Annotated in this window: 16 protein-coding genes; 1 reads left to right on the forward strand and 15 read right to left on the reverse strand. The window is 62.9% G+C overall.

The features are described from left to right. Nucleotides 1-56: 56 nt before the first annotated feature. Genes NWV16_RS03070 through NWV16_RS03140 form a run of 15 tightly spaced genes read right to left on the reverse strand, consistent with a single transcriptional unit; the run spans nt 57 to nt 13,939 of the window. Nucleotides 57-782, reverse strand: coding sequence for a class I SAM-dependent methyltransferase (locus NWV16_RS03070; RefSeq protein WP_260521921.1), 726 nt, complete (start codon nt 780-782; stop codon nt 57-59). Further along, nucleotides 779-2,026, reverse strand: coding sequence for an NAD(P)/FAD-dependent oxidoreductase (locus NWV16_RS03075; protein ID WP_260521922.1), 1,248 nt, complete (start codon nt 2,024-2,026; stop codon nt 779-781). Before NWV16_RS03075 ends, NWV16_RS03070 begins: the two co-directional genes overlap by 4 nt. Then, the gene (locus NWV16_RS03080; RefSeq protein WP_260521923.1) at nt 2,013-3,173 is read right to left on the reverse strand and encodes a sodium:proton antiporter; all 1,161 of its coding nucleotides are present in this window, start codon (nt 3,171-3,173) and stop codon (nt 2,013-2,015) included. The genes NWV16_RS03075 and NWV16_RS03080 overlap by 14 nt, the downstream gene beginning before the upstream one ends. After that, nucleotides 3,170-5,509: an MMPL family transporter gene (locus tag NWV16_RS03085; protein ID WP_260521924.1), complete on the reverse strand. Its 2,340-nt coding sequence runs from the start codon at nt 5,507-5,509 to the stop codon at nt 3,170-3,172. The genes NWV16_RS03080 and NWV16_RS03085 overlap by 4 nt, the downstream gene beginning before the upstream one ends. Further along, nucleotides 5,493-6,095: an outer membrane lipoprotein carrier protein LolA gene (locus NWV16_RS03090; RefSeq protein WP_260521925.1), complete on the reverse strand. Its 603-nt coding sequence runs from the start codon at nt 6,093-6,095 to the stop codon at nt 5,493-5,495. The genes NWV16_RS03085 and NWV16_RS03090 overlap by 17 nt, the downstream gene beginning before the upstream one ends. After that, nucleotides 6,092-6,517, reverse strand: coding sequence for an acyl-CoA thioesterase (locus tag NWV16_RS03095; protein WP_085685400.1), 426 nt, complete (start codon nt 6,515-6,517; stop codon nt 6,092-6,094). Before NWV16_RS03095 ends, NWV16_RS03090 begins: the two co-directional genes overlap by 4 nt. Then, nucleotides 6,510-8,054 carry a histidine ammonia-lyase gene (gene hutH / locus NWV16_RS03100; RefSeq protein WP_260521926.1) on the reverse strand — a complete coding sequence of 515 codons (1,545 nt, stop codon included), beginning with the start codon at nt 8,052-8,054 and terminating at the stop codon, nt 6,510-6,512. Before hutH ends, NWV16_RS03095 begins: the two co-directional genes overlap by 8 nt. Beyond that, entirely contained in the window at nt 8,035-8,982 is a 948-nt protein-coding gene (locus tag NWV16_RS03105) for a glycosyl transferase (RefSeq protein ID WP_260521927.1), read from the reverse strand. The genes hutH and NWV16_RS03105 overlap by 20 nt, the downstream gene beginning before the upstream one ends. Beyond that, nucleotides 8,979-9,713 (reverse strand): glycosyltransferase family 2 protein, encoded by a 735-nt coding sequence (locus NWV16_RS03110; RefSeq protein ID WP_260521928.1) that lies wholly within the window; start codon nt 9,711-9,713, stop codon nt 8,979-8,981. The genes NWV16_RS03105 and NWV16_RS03110 overlap by 4 nt, the downstream gene beginning before the upstream one ends. Next, a complete protein-coding gene (locus tag NWV16_RS03115; protein WP_260521929.1) occupies nt 9,706-11,385 on the reverse strand; it encodes an acyl-CoA synthetase family protein in 1,680 nt (559 codons plus the stop codon). The genes NWV16_RS03110 and NWV16_RS03115 overlap by 8 nt, the downstream gene beginning before the upstream one ends. Further along, nucleotides 11,382-11,927 (reverse strand): hypothetical protein, encoded by a 546-nt coding sequence (locus NWV16_RS03120; protein ID WP_260521930.1) that lies wholly within the window; start codon nt 11,925-11,927, stop codon nt 11,382-11,384. The genes NWV16_RS03115 and NWV16_RS03120 overlap by 4 nt, the downstream gene beginning before the upstream one ends. Further along, nucleotides 11,924-12,178 (reverse strand): acyl carrier protein, encoded by a 255-nt coding sequence (locus NWV16_RS03125; RefSeq protein WP_007909503.1) that lies wholly within the window; start codon nt 12,176-12,178, stop codon nt 11,924-11,926. Before NWV16_RS03125 ends, NWV16_RS03120 begins: the two co-directional genes overlap by 4 nt. Before the next feature lie 9 nt (nt 12,179-12,187). Then, on the reverse strand, nt 12,188-12,448 hold the full coding sequence (locus NWV16_RS03130; RefSeq protein ID WP_065259494.1) for a phosphopantetheine-binding protein: 261 nt from the start codon (nt 12,446-12,448) through the stop codon (nt 12,188-12,190). Next, nucleotides 12,429-13,238, reverse strand: a complete 810-nt coding sequence (locus NWV16_RS03135; RefSeq protein ID WP_260521931.1) for a 1-acyl-sn-glycerol-3-phosphate acyltransferase — start codon at nt 13,236-13,238, stop codon at nt 12,429-12,431. The genes NWV16_RS03130 and NWV16_RS03135 overlap by 20 nt, the downstream gene beginning before the upstream one ends. Further along, a complete protein-coding gene (locus NWV16_RS03140; RefSeq protein ID WP_260521932.1) occupies nt 13,214-13,939 on the reverse strand; it encodes a beta-ketoacyl synthase chain length factor in 726 nt (241 codons plus the stop codon). The genes NWV16_RS03135 and NWV16_RS03140 overlap by 25 nt, the downstream gene beginning before the upstream one ends. 369 nt (nt 13,940-14,308) lie before the next feature. On the opposite strand from NWV16_RS03140, the gene NWV16_RS03145 reads away from it, so the two are divergent. Continuing rightward, the gene (locus NWV16_RS03145) at nt 14,309-15,079 is read left to right on the forward strand and encodes a ParA family protein (RefSeq protein WP_260521933.1); all 771 of its coding nucleotides are present in this window, start codon (nt 14,309-14,311) and stop codon (nt 15,077-15,079) included. Nucleotides 15,080-15,123 lie beyond the last annotated feature (44 nt).

A 15,123-nucleotide genomic window follows, 5' to 3' on the forward strand; every position in this document is an offset into this window, starting at 1 on the left:
GCAAGCTGATCTACCGCTTTCGCGAGCAGGCTCGCTCCCACAAGTAAAGTGCGACATCAGCAAGTCCCTTCCAGCGGTTTGCGCGCCACGACATTGACCAGGGTTTCCTCACGCTGGCCAAACGGCTTCGGTTTGCGCAGGCCAAAACGTTCCAGCAGGCCGAAATCCTTCGCCCGGCTCCACCACAGGTACGGGTAGGAAACATTCCGTTCGCCGAACTCGAAGCCCTGCTGGCGGATCATCTCCAGATACTGCGCCGCACTCTTCTGCACATGCATCGGATGGCGAAACAGCCAACGGATGACCCACGTATCAATGTAGGCCTCGGTGGACTCGGCGAACAGCAGATAACCGCCCGGCTTGAGCACCCGGTAGAACTCGGCCAGGGCTTTTTCCTGCTCCACCAGATGATGGAAGGTCTGGTGACAGAACAGCAGATCGACGCTTGCATCCGGAACATTGAGCGTCGCGCAATCGCTGCCGATCAGCTCGACATCGAAACCCAGGCGCGCCGCCTCTGCGGCGCTCAGTTCCAGGCTGTGCGGGTCGGCATCGACGCCGATCAAACGCTGCGGGGCGAAAGTCAGGCGCAGGTGGCCGAAGGATTTGCCCTGGCCGCAGCCTGCATCCAGCAGCACCGGGTTGGCCGGCAGCGTTTCGCTGAACAACCCGCGCAAATCATTGATCGCCACGCGCAACACATGATGTTGCCAGGTGTGGCTGCGCAGGAACCAGAAGCCGAAACGGGTTTCCTCGACGTAGCTGTCGCTCAAGTAGTTCATGGGGCGTCCTTTGCACAAAGTTCGGAAATCGTCTTCAGCCGGCGGCGCGCTTCGCTGACGAACGGGTTGCGTTCGTCCCAGGCGTAGCCGGCGAGGATCGAACAGATCATGCGACGGATGTCCGGGGAGGCCTGCTCATGGAAAATCACGTCCTGGAAGGTGCCGGCGTACCAGCCCTCGACGTAGGCGCGGAAGGTGTCGACGCCGCGTTTCAAGGGTTCGGCGAACTCGCTTTGCCAGTCCACGGTTTCGCCCTGCAACTGCCGGTGCAGCACGCCAGCGGCCATGCTCGCCGAACGCATGGCGATGGTCACGCCGGAGGAAAACACCGGGTCGAGAAACTCCGCCGCGTTGCCCAGCAAGGCAAAACCGCGACCATGCAGGGTTTTGACGTTGGCCGCATAGCCGCCGAGGGTGCGCGCCGGGGTATCCCAAACGGCGTTGTTCAGCACCTTCGCCAGGCTCGGGGTTTCAGCGATGAAACCGCGCAGGCAGGCATCGAGGTCGGCATCGCGGCCTTCGAAATGTTCGGCAGCCGCCACCACACCCACCGAGCAGCGACCGTTGCTGAACGGAATCGTCCAGAACCAGATGTCGCGATGCCGCGGATGGGTGGTGACGAGAATTTTTTCGCGGTCGAAGGCCGGGTGATCGATGTGATCTTCGATGTGGGTGAACACGGCCTGGCGCAGCGGAAAATTCGAGGGCGCCTCGAGATCCAGCAAGCGCGACAGCACACGACCGTAGCCGCTGGCATCGAGAACGAAACCGGCCTCGACGCGGTACTCGCTGCCGTCCTCGTGGCGTACTTCGAGTTGCGGGCGCGGGCGGTCGAAATCGACGCTGACGATGGCATCGCCATAACGGATTTCCACACTTTGCAGCGCGGCTTGATCGGCCAGCAGTTTGTCGAAGTCGGCGCGTTGTACCTGGAAGGTGGTCGGTTTGCCGCCGCTGAACGTATCGCCGAAATCGAACGCGCTGTAGCGTTCGCCCCACGCAAATGCGGCGCCGGTCTTGCGCTGGAATCCGGCGGCGTTCACCGCATCGAGCATGCCGGCTTCTTCGACGAAATCCAGGCAATGACTGAGCAGGCTTTCGCCGATGGAAAACCGCGGGAAATGCTGACGCTCGATGACCAGCACATCGTGACCCTTGCGCTTGAGCAACGTGGCAGCGATGGCGCCGGAAGGGCCGGCGCCGATGATCACGACCTGACGGGATTCCATTTCAACGATTGGCACGCGAACTCCTGGGTGCGGCAATTGGGTTTTGCGATACGCGGTGCAGACCGATGAGGGCCGGCAACAGCGTCGCGATCAGACCCATCAGCATCAGCGCGAAGTACAGCGCCGGGCTGATGAGCTGTTGGTGCAACAGCAGGTTGAGAAAAACGATTTCGCTCAAGCCGCGGATGTTCAGCAGCACACTTTCGCGCCAGCGGCTGGCGCCTTCGAACGATGCACCGGCCCAGCCCAGACCCAGCCAGTTACCGAGCAGTTTGCCGGCGATCGGCAACAGCAACAGCACCGCCCATTGCACAGCACCGAGGCTGGCGAGGGCGCTGTGCACATCGATCTGCACGATGCCGAAGGTGAGGATCAGCGGAATCGCGATCCACGTCTGCAAACGGTTCATCCAGCGTTCCGGCAACGGCAGCACCAGCGGTACCTTCAGCGCGGCCATGCAAAGCAGATAGCCGATGCCGAAAATCAGCGCATTGAGTTTGTAGTGTTCGGCCAGCACCAGCAGCGCAAAAAAACCGAGGCTGTAAGTCAGTGGTCGACGGATGCCGGACACCCGTAGCAGCAACGGCACACAGGCCAGCCCCAGCGGCAGCAACAGACTGCTCAGGTGCAGACTGCCTTGAGCGAGGCCGAACAGGGTCCAGCAGGTCAGGTCGATCAGGATCGCGGTCTGCACCAGACGCCGGGTTGCGGCGGGCGGATAGTCGATATGCCGCAGGTACAGATACAGCACCGGGATGGCGGTGATGGCGAACACCAGACCGATGGCCAGCGAATGGATCCACGGTTGCGTCGGCAGCAGCCAGTACGCCGTCGCGAGACCGCAGACGAAGGGCACGGCGAAACTCGGCAGGGCGATTTTCACACTCTGACGATCCAGACGCAGGTCGATCACGTCGCTGAGAATGTGTCCGAGCAACAGGGCGAAACCCAGGCTATAGAGGTTTTTCAGCCAGTCCGGGGCAATCAGATCGGCACCACTGAGCTGCCAGCCCGGTTCGATCCAGAAATACATCAACAGGGGCAGGATGAAGCTGGCCAGGAGCAACTGGCTGACAATCGGAATCAGCCCGAAATGCCGGCCGATACGGGTCGCGATGGCGAACAGGATCAGTGCCATCAGCCAGAACACCGCGATCGTCATGCCGGACGCTCCGCAGCTGTCACAGCGTGAGCATGACGCCCGGCCCACGGCGCCAGCAGGAAGCTGAAAGCCAGCCCGAGGCTGACCGACAACCCGAAGTTGCTCACCGCCGGCGTACTCGACACCGCCAGCAGGCCGAACGACAGCCAGGTCGTCAGCGCCGCGAGCAAGGTGCCGAGCAGGCTCACCGCTGCGCCGCCGATCTGTTCACGCATGAGGATCGCGTAATCGACGCTGATCGCCGTCACCAGCAGCAGGCCGAACAGGCTGAACAGTGTCAGCGGCTGACCGAGCCAGCCGAGGCTGGCCAGGCTGCACAGGGCCGCGAGCAGTGGCAGGGAAACGATGCGCAACGCGCCGCCGAGACCGAACGGCAGAATCAGCACCAGCACGATCAGCACGCAGGAGGCGAGTTTCAATTCGGCGGCGCTGATCTGGGTTTCGGCAAACACCCGATTCAGGTCACCGAGGCGATCCACCAGTTCCACGCCGGGCAGGTCCAGCGCCTGTACCCGCAGCAGCGACGGATTGTTCAGTCCTTGCAGGCTGACCATCGCCGCCACGCCGCCTTCGACCGGGCCGAGCCACAACGTACGGTAAGGCTCACCGAGCGGGCCGCCGAGCGCGGTGTCGATGTCTTCGGCGGGCAGCGCTTGCAACTGCGCGAGTTCGGTTTGCAGCGCTGTCAGTGGTACGCCGACTTCCAGCAGCGGTTGCCAGAATTGCGGCAACTTGTTCAGCGCTTCGCGCACCTGCTGTTGCTGGCTCGGCGGACTGACCAACTGGTTGAGCGCCAGAAAGCCCTGCAACTTGTCGAGGTTGACCAGTTGCTCCAGTCGTTCGCTCAGCGCAGCCTGACGCTCCAGCAGTTGCTCCTGATTGTCCGCGCGCACCAGGAAAAACTGGCTGGTCGGCTGATAACCGGTGATACGGGCAATGGTCTGCGCTTCATCGGTCAGATGCTGCGGCGCGCCGACCCATTGGCGGATGTCGTTTCGGGTTTGCAGCTGGATCAGGCCACCGGCGCAGAAGGCGATCAACAGTGCCGCCAGAATCGGTGTGCGTACGTGCTCCAGCAGGGATTCCCGAAGGCTGACCATGCGCTCGGCCAGTCGCAACGGCCATTGTGCCGGCTGGATTTCAACATTGCTCAACAGCGCCGGCAGCAGACACACCGCCGACAGGTAGGCGCCGAGCAGTCCGGCGGCGGAGAACACGGCGATCTGGGTCAGGGCCGGAAACGGCGTCCACGCCAGCGCCAGATAGCCGATGGCGCTGGTGATCAGGCTCAGGGTCAGGCCCGAGACGGTCAGCCGCAGCGCCGGCCAGCTGCGCCAGGGCTTGAGGCTCCAGCTCTTGGACAGATAGTGCAGCGGGTAATCCACTGCCACGCCGATCAGGCTCGAACCGAGCACCAGGGTCATTACATGCAGATGCCCGAACAGCGCCACGCAAGCCACCGCGCCGAACAGCATGCCCACCAGCACCGGAACGAACGCCAGCAACACCCGCCAGCGGCGGAAGGCGAGCAACAGCAGCAACAGAATGCCGAGTGTCGCGCCGCCACCCACCCAGGAGATCTCCCGCGTAGCCTGTTGCTGACCGTTGGCCGCGTAGAGCAAGCCGCTGGCGGCCAACAGTTGCACATCGGCTTTCGCCGCTTGCTCGCGACTGTGTTGCAGCAGCGCGGCGACCTGCAGCGGCAGGTTCATGTCGAAGGCGTTGCCGGTGGTGCGTGCCCGCAGCAGCACCCAGCTTTTGCCGTCGGCATCGGCGATCAGCGCGCCGCTGGCGATGTCCAGTTGCACCGAACCGTGCTGCGGCTGGCTGTTCTGGATGCGTCCGGTCAGGCCCAGCCAGTCGTCCTGGCTCGGCACCAGGCTGAAACCGGTGAACGGATCGAACAGTGCCTGCACCCGTTGCTGGATGAAGGCATCCGGGTGTTCGATCAGCAGTTGTCGATCATCGTCCGAGAGCATTGCCAGTCGTCCTTGCAGCAATTGCGTGCGCAGGGCGGGCAGGTCTGCTTGCAGGTTCCACTGGACCTTTTCGAACAGCCCGCTGGCCTGCCACTGCTCGCCCAACGTCCGGGCCATGGCAATGGCCTGCTGGCGATCAGCGTGACCGACCAGTACCAGCATTTCCCGGTTGAGCGGTTCCTGCATGCGTTGTTCGGCGCGCTGCTCGATGGCGTCCGGATGGGTGCCGGGCACCAGCTCCATCAGGTTCGCCGACAGCGGTGCGCCATCGCGCCACTGCCAGGCGCCCAGTGCGCCGACGGCCAGCAACAGGATCAGGAACAGCCAGGGCAGCCTGCGTTCACTCGGCAAAGTCATGTTGCTCCGCGTCGCTCAACGGTTGGCCGGCGGTGCTGCCCTGCATGCGCAGCACGGTGCTGTCGCCCTGGGTTTCCAGCAGTTCGATGGTGTTCACCAACGTGCCGCCGGTGATGTTGATCTGATTGAACACCTGCTTGAGCAGCACCGAGCGTGGGGTCAGCGTCAGATGCCATTGTTGTGCGTCGCCGCTCAGGGCCAGTTCGAAATCCCGTTGCAGACCGCTGCTGTCACCTTGCAGCACGGCGAGGAACAACCGGTTCTGCTCCGCGCCGGCACTCTTGCCGGGCAACAATTGCCAACCATTTACGTCACGACGTGCGATGCCCCTGGCGTCGATACGGTAGTCCTGCTGCAGCGGAGTTTTCAGCAGCCAGAGCAGGCCGTGATTTTTCGCCAGCACGAAGCTGCCCTGGCTGATCAGCGGCCGGGGCAGGGCACGCAGGTGTTTTTCCTGAATGAACTGGCCGTGGATCACGTCCGGTTTCGCCAGTTGATCGCTCAGCTGTTGCAGGTCGAAGGCGTTGGCCAGTGACGACAGCATCAGCAGCGCCAAGGCCCCAAGGGATTTCACAAGCGCATTCATCGCAGCATCCTTTCCACGGCATCGGTGAAGACTTTCGGCGACGCCAGTTGCATCTCGCGGCTGCTCACCTCGACAGCGACCTGCACCGAACTGGCGCGGGTCAGGCGCTCGCCGGTCTCGGCGTCGGTGATCAGGTAGTGAATCTTCAGGCGGTTTTCCCACTCCACCAGACTGGCGCGCACGTTCAGCCGCTGACCGAACACCGCTCCACGCACATAACGCAATTGCAGGTCGATCACCGGCCAGGCATAGCCCGAATCGACCATCTGGTTGTAGTTGTGGCCGATCTTGTCGAGCAGCGCGCAGCGCGCCACTTCCAGATATTTCACGTAATGGCCGTGCCAGACGACGTGCATGGTGTCGACGTCAAAGAACGGCACGAGGATTTCCGTATCGGCGTGAAGCACTCCAGCGCTACGCATGCAGCCTCCAGTGTTGTTCGGCGATACGTTGCAGGCACAGGCGCAATTCACCTTCCAGGGCGCGGTCTTCGATCACCGGCGGGAAGTCTTTGGCCAGTTCTTCGTGCATGGCGGCCAGCGACGGTGGCAGTGGTCGTGCATCTTCATCGCAACCACGCAACCACACGCCCTGATTGGCCGCGAGCAGGGTGGCGGCAGCCACCTGTTCGGTCAGCTCGAGCACGCGAATGGCGTCGCGGGCGGCGATGGTGCCCATGCTCACCTTGTCCTGGTTGTGGCATTCGGTGGAGCGCGAAAACACGCTGGCCGGCATGGTGTTTTTCAACGCTTCGGCGGTCCAGGCACTGGCGCCGATCTGCACGGCCTTGAAGCCGTGGTTGAGCATCGCGCGGTCGGCGCTGGCGCCGGACAGGTTGCTCGGCAATCCATGGTTGTAACGCTCGTCCACCAGCAGCGCGAGTTGCCGGTCAAGCAGGTCGGCGACGTTGGCCACGAGGTTTTTCAGGCTGTCCATGGCGAATGCGATATGCCCGCCGTAGAAGTGCCCGCCATGCAGCACGCGCTCGGCTTCGGCGTCGATGATCGGGTTGTCGTTGGCGCTGTTGAGTTCGGTCTCGATGAACGAACGCAGCCAGTTGAGGCTGTCGGCCAATACGCCGAGCACGTGCGGCGCGCAACGCAGGGAATAGCGATCCTGCAGGCGATGCAGCGGCGCGGTCGGTGCGTCGATCGCCAGATCCTTGCGCAGCCACGCGGCGACCTGCATCTGCCCCGGGTGCGGCTTGGCGGCGAACAGGCGCTCGTCGAAGTGTTCCGGATTGCCTTGCAGCGCCACCACGTTCAGCGCCGTGATGCGGGTGGCCAATTGCAGCAGGTAATCGGCGCGGGCGTAGGCGAGGCAGGCAAGACCGGTCATCACGGCGGTGCCGTTCATCAGTGCCAGCGCTTCTTTCGGGCGCAGCACCAGCGGCGTCCAGCCCAGTTCGCGGTGCACGTCGGCGGACTGGCGGCGTTCGCCACGGAACATCACTTCACGCTCGCCGGACAGGGTCGCGGCCACGTAGGACAGCGGCGTCAGGTCGCCGCTGGCACCTACCGAGCCCTCTTCAGGGATCAGCGGCAGGATGTCGTGTTCAAGGAAGGCATGCAGACGTTCCAGCAGCTCGATGCGCACCCCGGACACGCCGTGGCACAGTGACTGCAAACGCGCCGCCAGCACTGCGCGGGTAGCCTGGGCGTCGAGCAGCTTGCCCAGACCGCAACCATGGAACGTGTAGAGATGCTGCGGCAATGCTTCGACGTGATGCAGCGGCACCGCGACCACGCAGGAGTCGCCGTAACCGGTGGTCACACCATAGATCACGCCTTCCTTGTCCAGCAGCGAATCGAGGAACCGCGCGCCCTTGGCGATGCGTTCGCGGTAGTCGGCGTCGCTCTGCAACTGCACGGGCGCCTGACGGTTGGCCAGGGCCAGCACGTCTTCGATGCGCAAAGGGCGTTCGCCGAAGGTTACCGGCTCATGGGTTGGCGTCGTCATCGGTCTTCCAGAAAGGGTAAAAGTTGAACCATTGCTTCGGTGCTTCGAGGCAATAGTGACTCAGGCGTTCGGCGTAGCGGGTCGCCCACTGATGAATGACCTGTTCGCGGTCGCGGCGGGTCCAGGTCACGGCATCGGCGAACGGTTCGAGGGTCAGGCGGTAGTGCCCGTCAGGTTGCTTGAGGCACATCAGCAGATTGACCGGGCATTTCAGCAGGCCGGCCAGCAGCCACGGACCTTGCGGAAACCGCGCCGGATGGCCGAGAAACTCCACGGTCACGGTGCGCCCGCCATGCAGCGGCACGCGGTCGCCGGCAATCGCCAGCCACTCGCCGCGCTCCAGACGCTCGTTGAGCTGCAGCATGATTCCCGGATCCAGCTCGCTGACCTGGATCAGCCGCAGATTGGTCGCCCCGGCTTCGCCCAGCAGACGGTTGAATTGTTCGGCGTGCTTGGTGTGCACCAGCACGTTCATGGTGACCTTTTCGCCGATCTCCGCCAGCGCGCGGCACACTTCGAGGTTGCCCAGATGCGCGCCCACCAGCATTTGCCCGCGACTGCCACGCAATTGATGACGCAGCAGCGCCGGGTCGATGATTTCGATCTGCTCGATGCTCAACTTGCGATTCCACACGTCGAGCTTGTCGAGCAGCGAGTCGGCGAACGCCATGAACTGCCCGAACACGCGCCACAGGCTCGGGCGCAATTCGTGGCGTCCGCTCCAGTCGGCCAGACGCTGCCGGTACTGCCAGGCACTGCGCCGCGCCGTGCGACCGAACAGGAAGAAGTACAGGACGATGCCGTACAACAAAGGGCTCAGCAGGCGCCGGCCAAGGACTCTGGCGGCGAACGCGGTGAATTTCATCAGCAGGAAACTGCCGCGCTCTTCGCGGTCGGCCCAGTGCTTCTTGTCGGTTTCGACGGTCATGCGCGCCACCGTCGCCAGAGAATGACGGGCGAGCGCAACAACATGCCGAAGAACAGACGTGTGTGCATGCTCGAGATCAGCACGTTGTCGTGAAGCAGGCGAAAGTGCGACACGCCGTCCAGCGGGTAATGCACGCGGGTCTGCAGCCAGCGCATCGGCTGGTTGCGCCAGGACAGCCGCACGAGGATGTCCGAGTCGAAATCCATGCGCCTGCCGATCCGCGCCGAATCGATCACCGCCAGTGTCGGTTCCAGCGGGTAGACACGAAAACCGCACATCGAATCGCGGATCTGCAACGACAGGCTGTTGATCCACACCATCACGTGAGTCAGGTAGCGGGCGTACAGGCGCCCTTTTGGCACGCTGGCGTCGTACAGCGGATAACCGCAGATCAGGGCCTGCGGATGGGCGAGGGACTCTTCGATGAAGCGGCCGACATCCCGCAAGTCGTGCTGGCCATCCGCATCGACCTGCAAGGCATGACTGAAGCCCAGTCGCGCAGCTTCACGCAATCCGGTCATCACGGCACCGCCCTTGCCTTGATTGGCGGTCAGTCGTACCAGATACACCCGCTCGCGTTGGGCCAGAACGTCCAGCACGGCTGCACAGGCCTTGCTGCTGGCGTCGTCCACCAGAATGCATGGCAAGCCCTGGGCGAGCAGGGCTTCGATCACGGTGGTGATGGCGGTTTCGTGGTTGTAGACCGGGATGACCGCGCAGGGATTATGCATTGCCGGTCACCAACAGAATCCGCCCGCTGGAGCAGGTGGCGGTGTCGTTGCGGTAGGTGAAATACAGCTTGCCGCGTTCAGGGTCGAAGCGCAGGTGCAGCTGGATTTCATCGCCGGGGCGCACCAGTTGCTGGAATTTCAGGACTTCCATCCCGGCGAAGGCGCCGGACAGGTTCAACAGTTGACGACCAAAGTTCAGCGCCCACTCGACCTGCACCACGCCGGGCAGCACCGGGGCCTTGGGAAAGTGACCGCTGAAGTAAGCGAGGTCTGGCGGCACGCTCAGTTGCAGGCTCCACTCGCCCTCGGTTTCGGTCTGTTCCAGAACTTCCGGTGCCTTCGGACGCGTTGCCAGCAGCAGCGCTTCGACGTCGGCCTGAGGCAGCTTGCCCTGAGGGTTCAGCGGCAGTTGTCGCAACAGGCGCCAGCGCCGGGGCAGGGCGAGGGCTTCGCAATGCTCGCCGAGGTGACGGCGCAGGGTTTCGGTGAGGCTGCGGCGGCCGTGTTCGCGCAGGGCACACAGACCTGATTCGCTGAGCACCAGCAAGGCGCCGAGGGAGGCACGGTTTTCCTGCACCACACCGAGTCGCGCTTCGGTGACCCAATCGTGAGCGACCAGGGCCTGTTCCAGCATCGGCAGGGAAATGCGTTTTTCTTCCAGCTTGACGATCCGGTCCAGCCGACCCAGCAGTTCGAAGCGACCATCGGCTTCGATGCGTGCGGCATCGGCGGTGTGTTCGACATGCCCGACGGGCAGGTACGGCGAGGCGATCAACAGGGCGCCGTCGTCATTCTGGCTCAGCTCGACACCGGCGAACGGCCGCCACAACTGCTGGCCCTGACGCCAGGCGATGCCGCCGGTCTCCGAGCTGCCGAGGATTTCTGTCGGCCACTGTTGCAGGCGCTGGTGCAGGCTCTGCGCGGCATCCGCGGGCAGCGCACCGCCTGAGGAGAACACCCGGCGCACGGCGCTCAGGGCCGGCCAGTCGAGGTTGTCGCCCATGCGCTTGAGCAGCGCCGGGCTGGCCACCCAGGCGAAGGCCGGGTGTTCGCGGCTGGCGCGCTGCATGTCTTCGGGAAAGGCCAGTTGCTTGCGCAGGAACGGGCGCCCGGCACACAGCGGCCAAAGCACACGGAACAGCAGACCGTAAATATGTTGGGTAGCGACGCTGCCGATGATGCAGGCGTCGCCAAGATCCGCACCCCACAGTTGTTCGAGGGCTTCGACTTCGTTGGCCAGTTGGCGCAGGGATTTGTCGATGCGTTTGGGCTCGCCGCTGGAGCCGGACGTACACAGGCTCAGGCGACACTGGTCAAGATCCAGTTCGGCACCCGCCAGAGCGGTGAGCTGCAAATCGTTGAGGTGTGCATCATTCACATGATCGGTCAGCCACAGGTCGACTTCGTTCGACCAGCGCTGGCGGGTCTGCGCCTGCAGGTCAGAGGGCAACAACACGCTGACGCCGGCGCGCCAGGCCCCCAGCAGCGCCACGGCCAGCTCTGCGGCATCCTCCAGATGCACGGCCAGGCGCTGCACGCCCCTGGCCTCCAGGCCGGCGGCCAGGCTCAGCGCCTGCTCGCGCAGGTGTGCGTGATCGAGTGCCGGCGCGAGGGTAATTGCGCGTTGCGGCATGTCCTTGAGCAATAGCTGCTCAAGTTTTATCCAGTTCATGGGCGACCTCTTACCCGTTGTCGTATCAGCCATTCAATGGCAAACATCAGGCCGATCAATCCGTAGGAGATCAGGCCGGTGTACAACATCCACCAATGCAGCGGCGCCCAAAGGGTCAGCAGGGCGGCGCACAGACCGTTGCAGAAGAAAAACACGCTCCAGGCCACGGTAACCCGGCGGGTGTAGCGGATCGCCTCGGGCGGCAATTGCGGCTCGCGAATCCGTGCCAGGCGCTCGACCATCGGCGGGCCGTATTTCAGGCTCAAGCTGAACAGAACCAGCATGAACCCGCTGATCAGCACCGGATACCAGCGCAGCAACAGCGGGCTGTCGAACAGCGCCAGCAGCAGGCAGAACACGATGGCCACGCTGGCCATCCACAGGCTGCCGGGCTTGCGCTCGCCGGTCAGGGCACGAGCCAGCCACAGGCAGCCCAGCAGCAGGCCGAACTGCCACGGTGCAAAGTGCTCCATGCCGAAATACACCGCGAAGGGATACAACAGGCCTGCCAGCAGCAGACCGAGGCCGATCAGTCGGCTCATGCGGCCGGTTGAACCAGACGGTAGACCGCCTCGACCACGTCGCCGACAGTGCGCACCGACTTGAATTCCTCGGCGGCAATTTTCTTGCCGGTCTGACGCTTGATGTGGTCGATCAGGTCGACCGCGTCGATGCTGTCGATTTCCAGGTCCTGATACAGGTTCGATTCCAGGCTCACCCGGGCCGGATCCAGTTCGAACAGCTCGACCAGGGCATCGCGCAGGGTGTTGAAAATGTCGTCACGAGTTTGCATGGTCCGGTCTCAAGCTGCCTGTTTTGCCGTGACGAACGCCGCGAGGCTCGCCACGTTGGTGAAATGGTTGCGGGTGTCCTTGGCGTCGGCGTCGATCTTGATGCCGTACTTTTTCTGGATCGCCAGACCCAGTTCCAGCGCGTCGACGGAATCCAGGCCCAGGCCTTCGCCGAACAGCGTCTGATTGTCGCCGATGTCATCGGCGCTGATATCTTCGAGGCCCAGGGCGTCGATGATCAGCAGTTTTATCTCACGGTGCAGATCGCTCATCTTCGGCGAGCTCCTTGATGAAAAAATGGTGCAGAAAGTCGTTGAGCTTGCGCGAAGCCTGCGGTGCAGGGCCTTGCGCGGCAAAAGTCTGTGGGTCTATATCGGCCCCGACGCGAAAACTGAAGTGAACCCGGCGGCTCGGGATGCGATACCAGGGTTCGGCCTTGGTCAGGGTCGTCGGGCTGACCTTGATGATCACGGGTGTGACGATTTTCGCACCGCGCAGTGCAATGGCTGCAGCGCCCCGATGGAAGGCGGGTGCCTGCCCGGGCCGGGTACGCGTGCCTTCCGGGAAAATGATCAGGGTCTGGCCGTTTTGCAGGGCATCGGCGGCGGCATCGAGCATGTCCATGCTGCCATCGTTGCTGATGTATTCGGTGCTGCGCAGCGGGCCGCGGGTGAAAGGGTTTTCCCACAGGCTTTTCTTGACCACGCAATTGGCGTGGCGCACCAGGCCGATCAGGAACACCACATCGATCAGCGACGGATGGTTGGCGATGATCATCTGCCCGGGGCGGCCGAGGCGTTCCGCGCCCTGAATGTCATAGGTCAGCACCCCGGTCCTGGCCATGAACCGGACAAAAAACCAGAACAGCCGACTGACGGTCTGCCGTGCCCGTTCCCGATGAGCCTTCGCATCACCCGGCAGGCAGCCCAGCAGCGGAAACACCAGCAGACGCAGACACAGCCCGCCAAGCCCGAACAGGACAAAGCTGAAGGCGGTGGCGAACAGACGCCAGTAATAGGCATCGCGGTGCTTTTCGGTCACGGGTTGCGTTGCCAGGTCCATACACGATTTTTCCAGGCATGTTGGCAAAGGGTTTGCTGGCCGAGCAGGGTTTGCAGCAGGTTCAGCGCATGGGGCCATTGCGCCTTGGACAGTGCTTGCGGGGCGCTGTTCAGGGTCAGCCGCCAGTCGGTACCGGGGGTCAGCAGCAAGCCCACCGCATACGGGAACGGCACATCATCGACCCAGGCCGAATAGGCTTCGGGAGGCTGTTCTTCGGTGATCACCAGCAGCACCGCCGGAGCGCCTTCGGCCAGCAGGGCGGCCGCTTCCAGCATGCCGTGTTCGAGACCGTCGCCGGCGGCGGCAAGAGCGGTCATTTCGCTGGTTTCTCCACGCATGATCGACCACAGGCCGATGATCGCGTTGTGCACGGAGAGGCTGAACTGGGTCGGCGACAGGGGCTGTTCACGGGCCAGATCGCTGAGGATCTCGAACGTACGCGGGGTTTCACCGTGGCGTGATATGAACACCAGAGGCAGGTTTTCCTGCCCCTCGGCCAGCGGCCAGCCAACACTGAAGGCCATGCGCGCCAGGCGACTGAGTCGGCGCCGCTGCATGGCCGGAAGGAACGACACATCGGGCGCGGCATCACTGCCGGGGAGCGCAACCGGCTGTCGGCTCCAGGCCTGCCAGGCGTCCACGCTGTCGAGCCCGGGAGCCCAGGCGCGCCATTGGGCGATGTTGAAGTTGATCTCGGACATTCATTCCGCCCCTGCGGGCTCATTTGACGCTGTTTTGCCAGCACCGCAAGTGTGCTGACCTTGCCGGAAGTGGCGTGGCGCTTGGCCCCGGGTGGCGCGCATTATCCCGGTGCGACGAGTGTGTAGCAAATGCTGGTTACATTTTGCGCGCTGAAATGGACCAAAGGGTACATGGCGAAAAATGTCACTTGGCCATTATCCAGATCACGCCGGGTTTGTCTGTCAGGCGTATCTGTGGTCAATGGCAGTCTTGACGGCGTGTTCATTAAGACATTTACGTCTGACTCTGTAGTCCGCATCCATGAAGGTAGCGAAGCAGGGCTGGGCGACACTACACTCGGTCATTCTTTGATACACGGAGGTTTTGTCATGCGGCGCGTGGTGTTCAATCAGAAAGGTGGCGTGGGCAAATCCAGTATCGCCTGCAATCTGGCGGCGGTCAGCGCCAGCGAGGGCTATCGCACGCTGTTGGTGGATCTCGATGCCCAGGCCAACTCCACTCAGTACCTGACCGGGCTTACCGGTAATGACATTCCGGTGGGCATCGCCGATTTCTTCAAGCAGACCTTGTCCTCGGGCCCGTTCTCCAGAAAGAACCAGGCGGATATCTACGAAACGCCGTTCGACAACCTGCACATCATCACCGCAACGGCAGAGCTGGCTGACTTGCAGCCCAAACTCGAGGCCAAGCACAAGATCAACAAGCTGAGAAAGTTGCTGGATGAATTGGGCGAAGAGTACGATCGGATCTACCTCGACACGCCGCCAGCCCTGAATTTTTACGCGGTGTCGGCGTTGATCGCCGCTGATCGGGTATTGATTCCCTTCGATTGCGACAGCTTCTCGCGCCAAGCGCTGTATGGCCTGATGTCGGAAATCGAAGAGCTCAAGGATGACCACAACGAAGGCCTCGAAGTCGAAGGCATTGTGGTCAATCAGTTCCAGGCCCGGGCCAGCCTGCCGCAGCAGATGCTCGATGAACTGATCGCCGAAGGTTTGCCGGTGCTGCCGGTGTATCTGGCCAGTTCGGTGCGCATGCGCGAATCGCACCAGGCCAGTACACCGCTGATTCATCTCGATCCGCGACACAAGCTGACGCAGCAGTTCGTCGAACTGCACAACTTGCTCGAAGACGCCTGAAAAAAACAAAGTGGGAGCAAGCTCCCACTTTGTGTGGTGATGTC

The organism is Pseudomonas sp. BW7P1 (assembly GCF_024981055.1).
Classification (GTDB): Bacteria; Pseudomonadota; Gammaproteobacteria; order Pseudomonadales; family Pseudomonadaceae; genus Aquipseudomonas; species Aquipseudomonas bananamidigenes.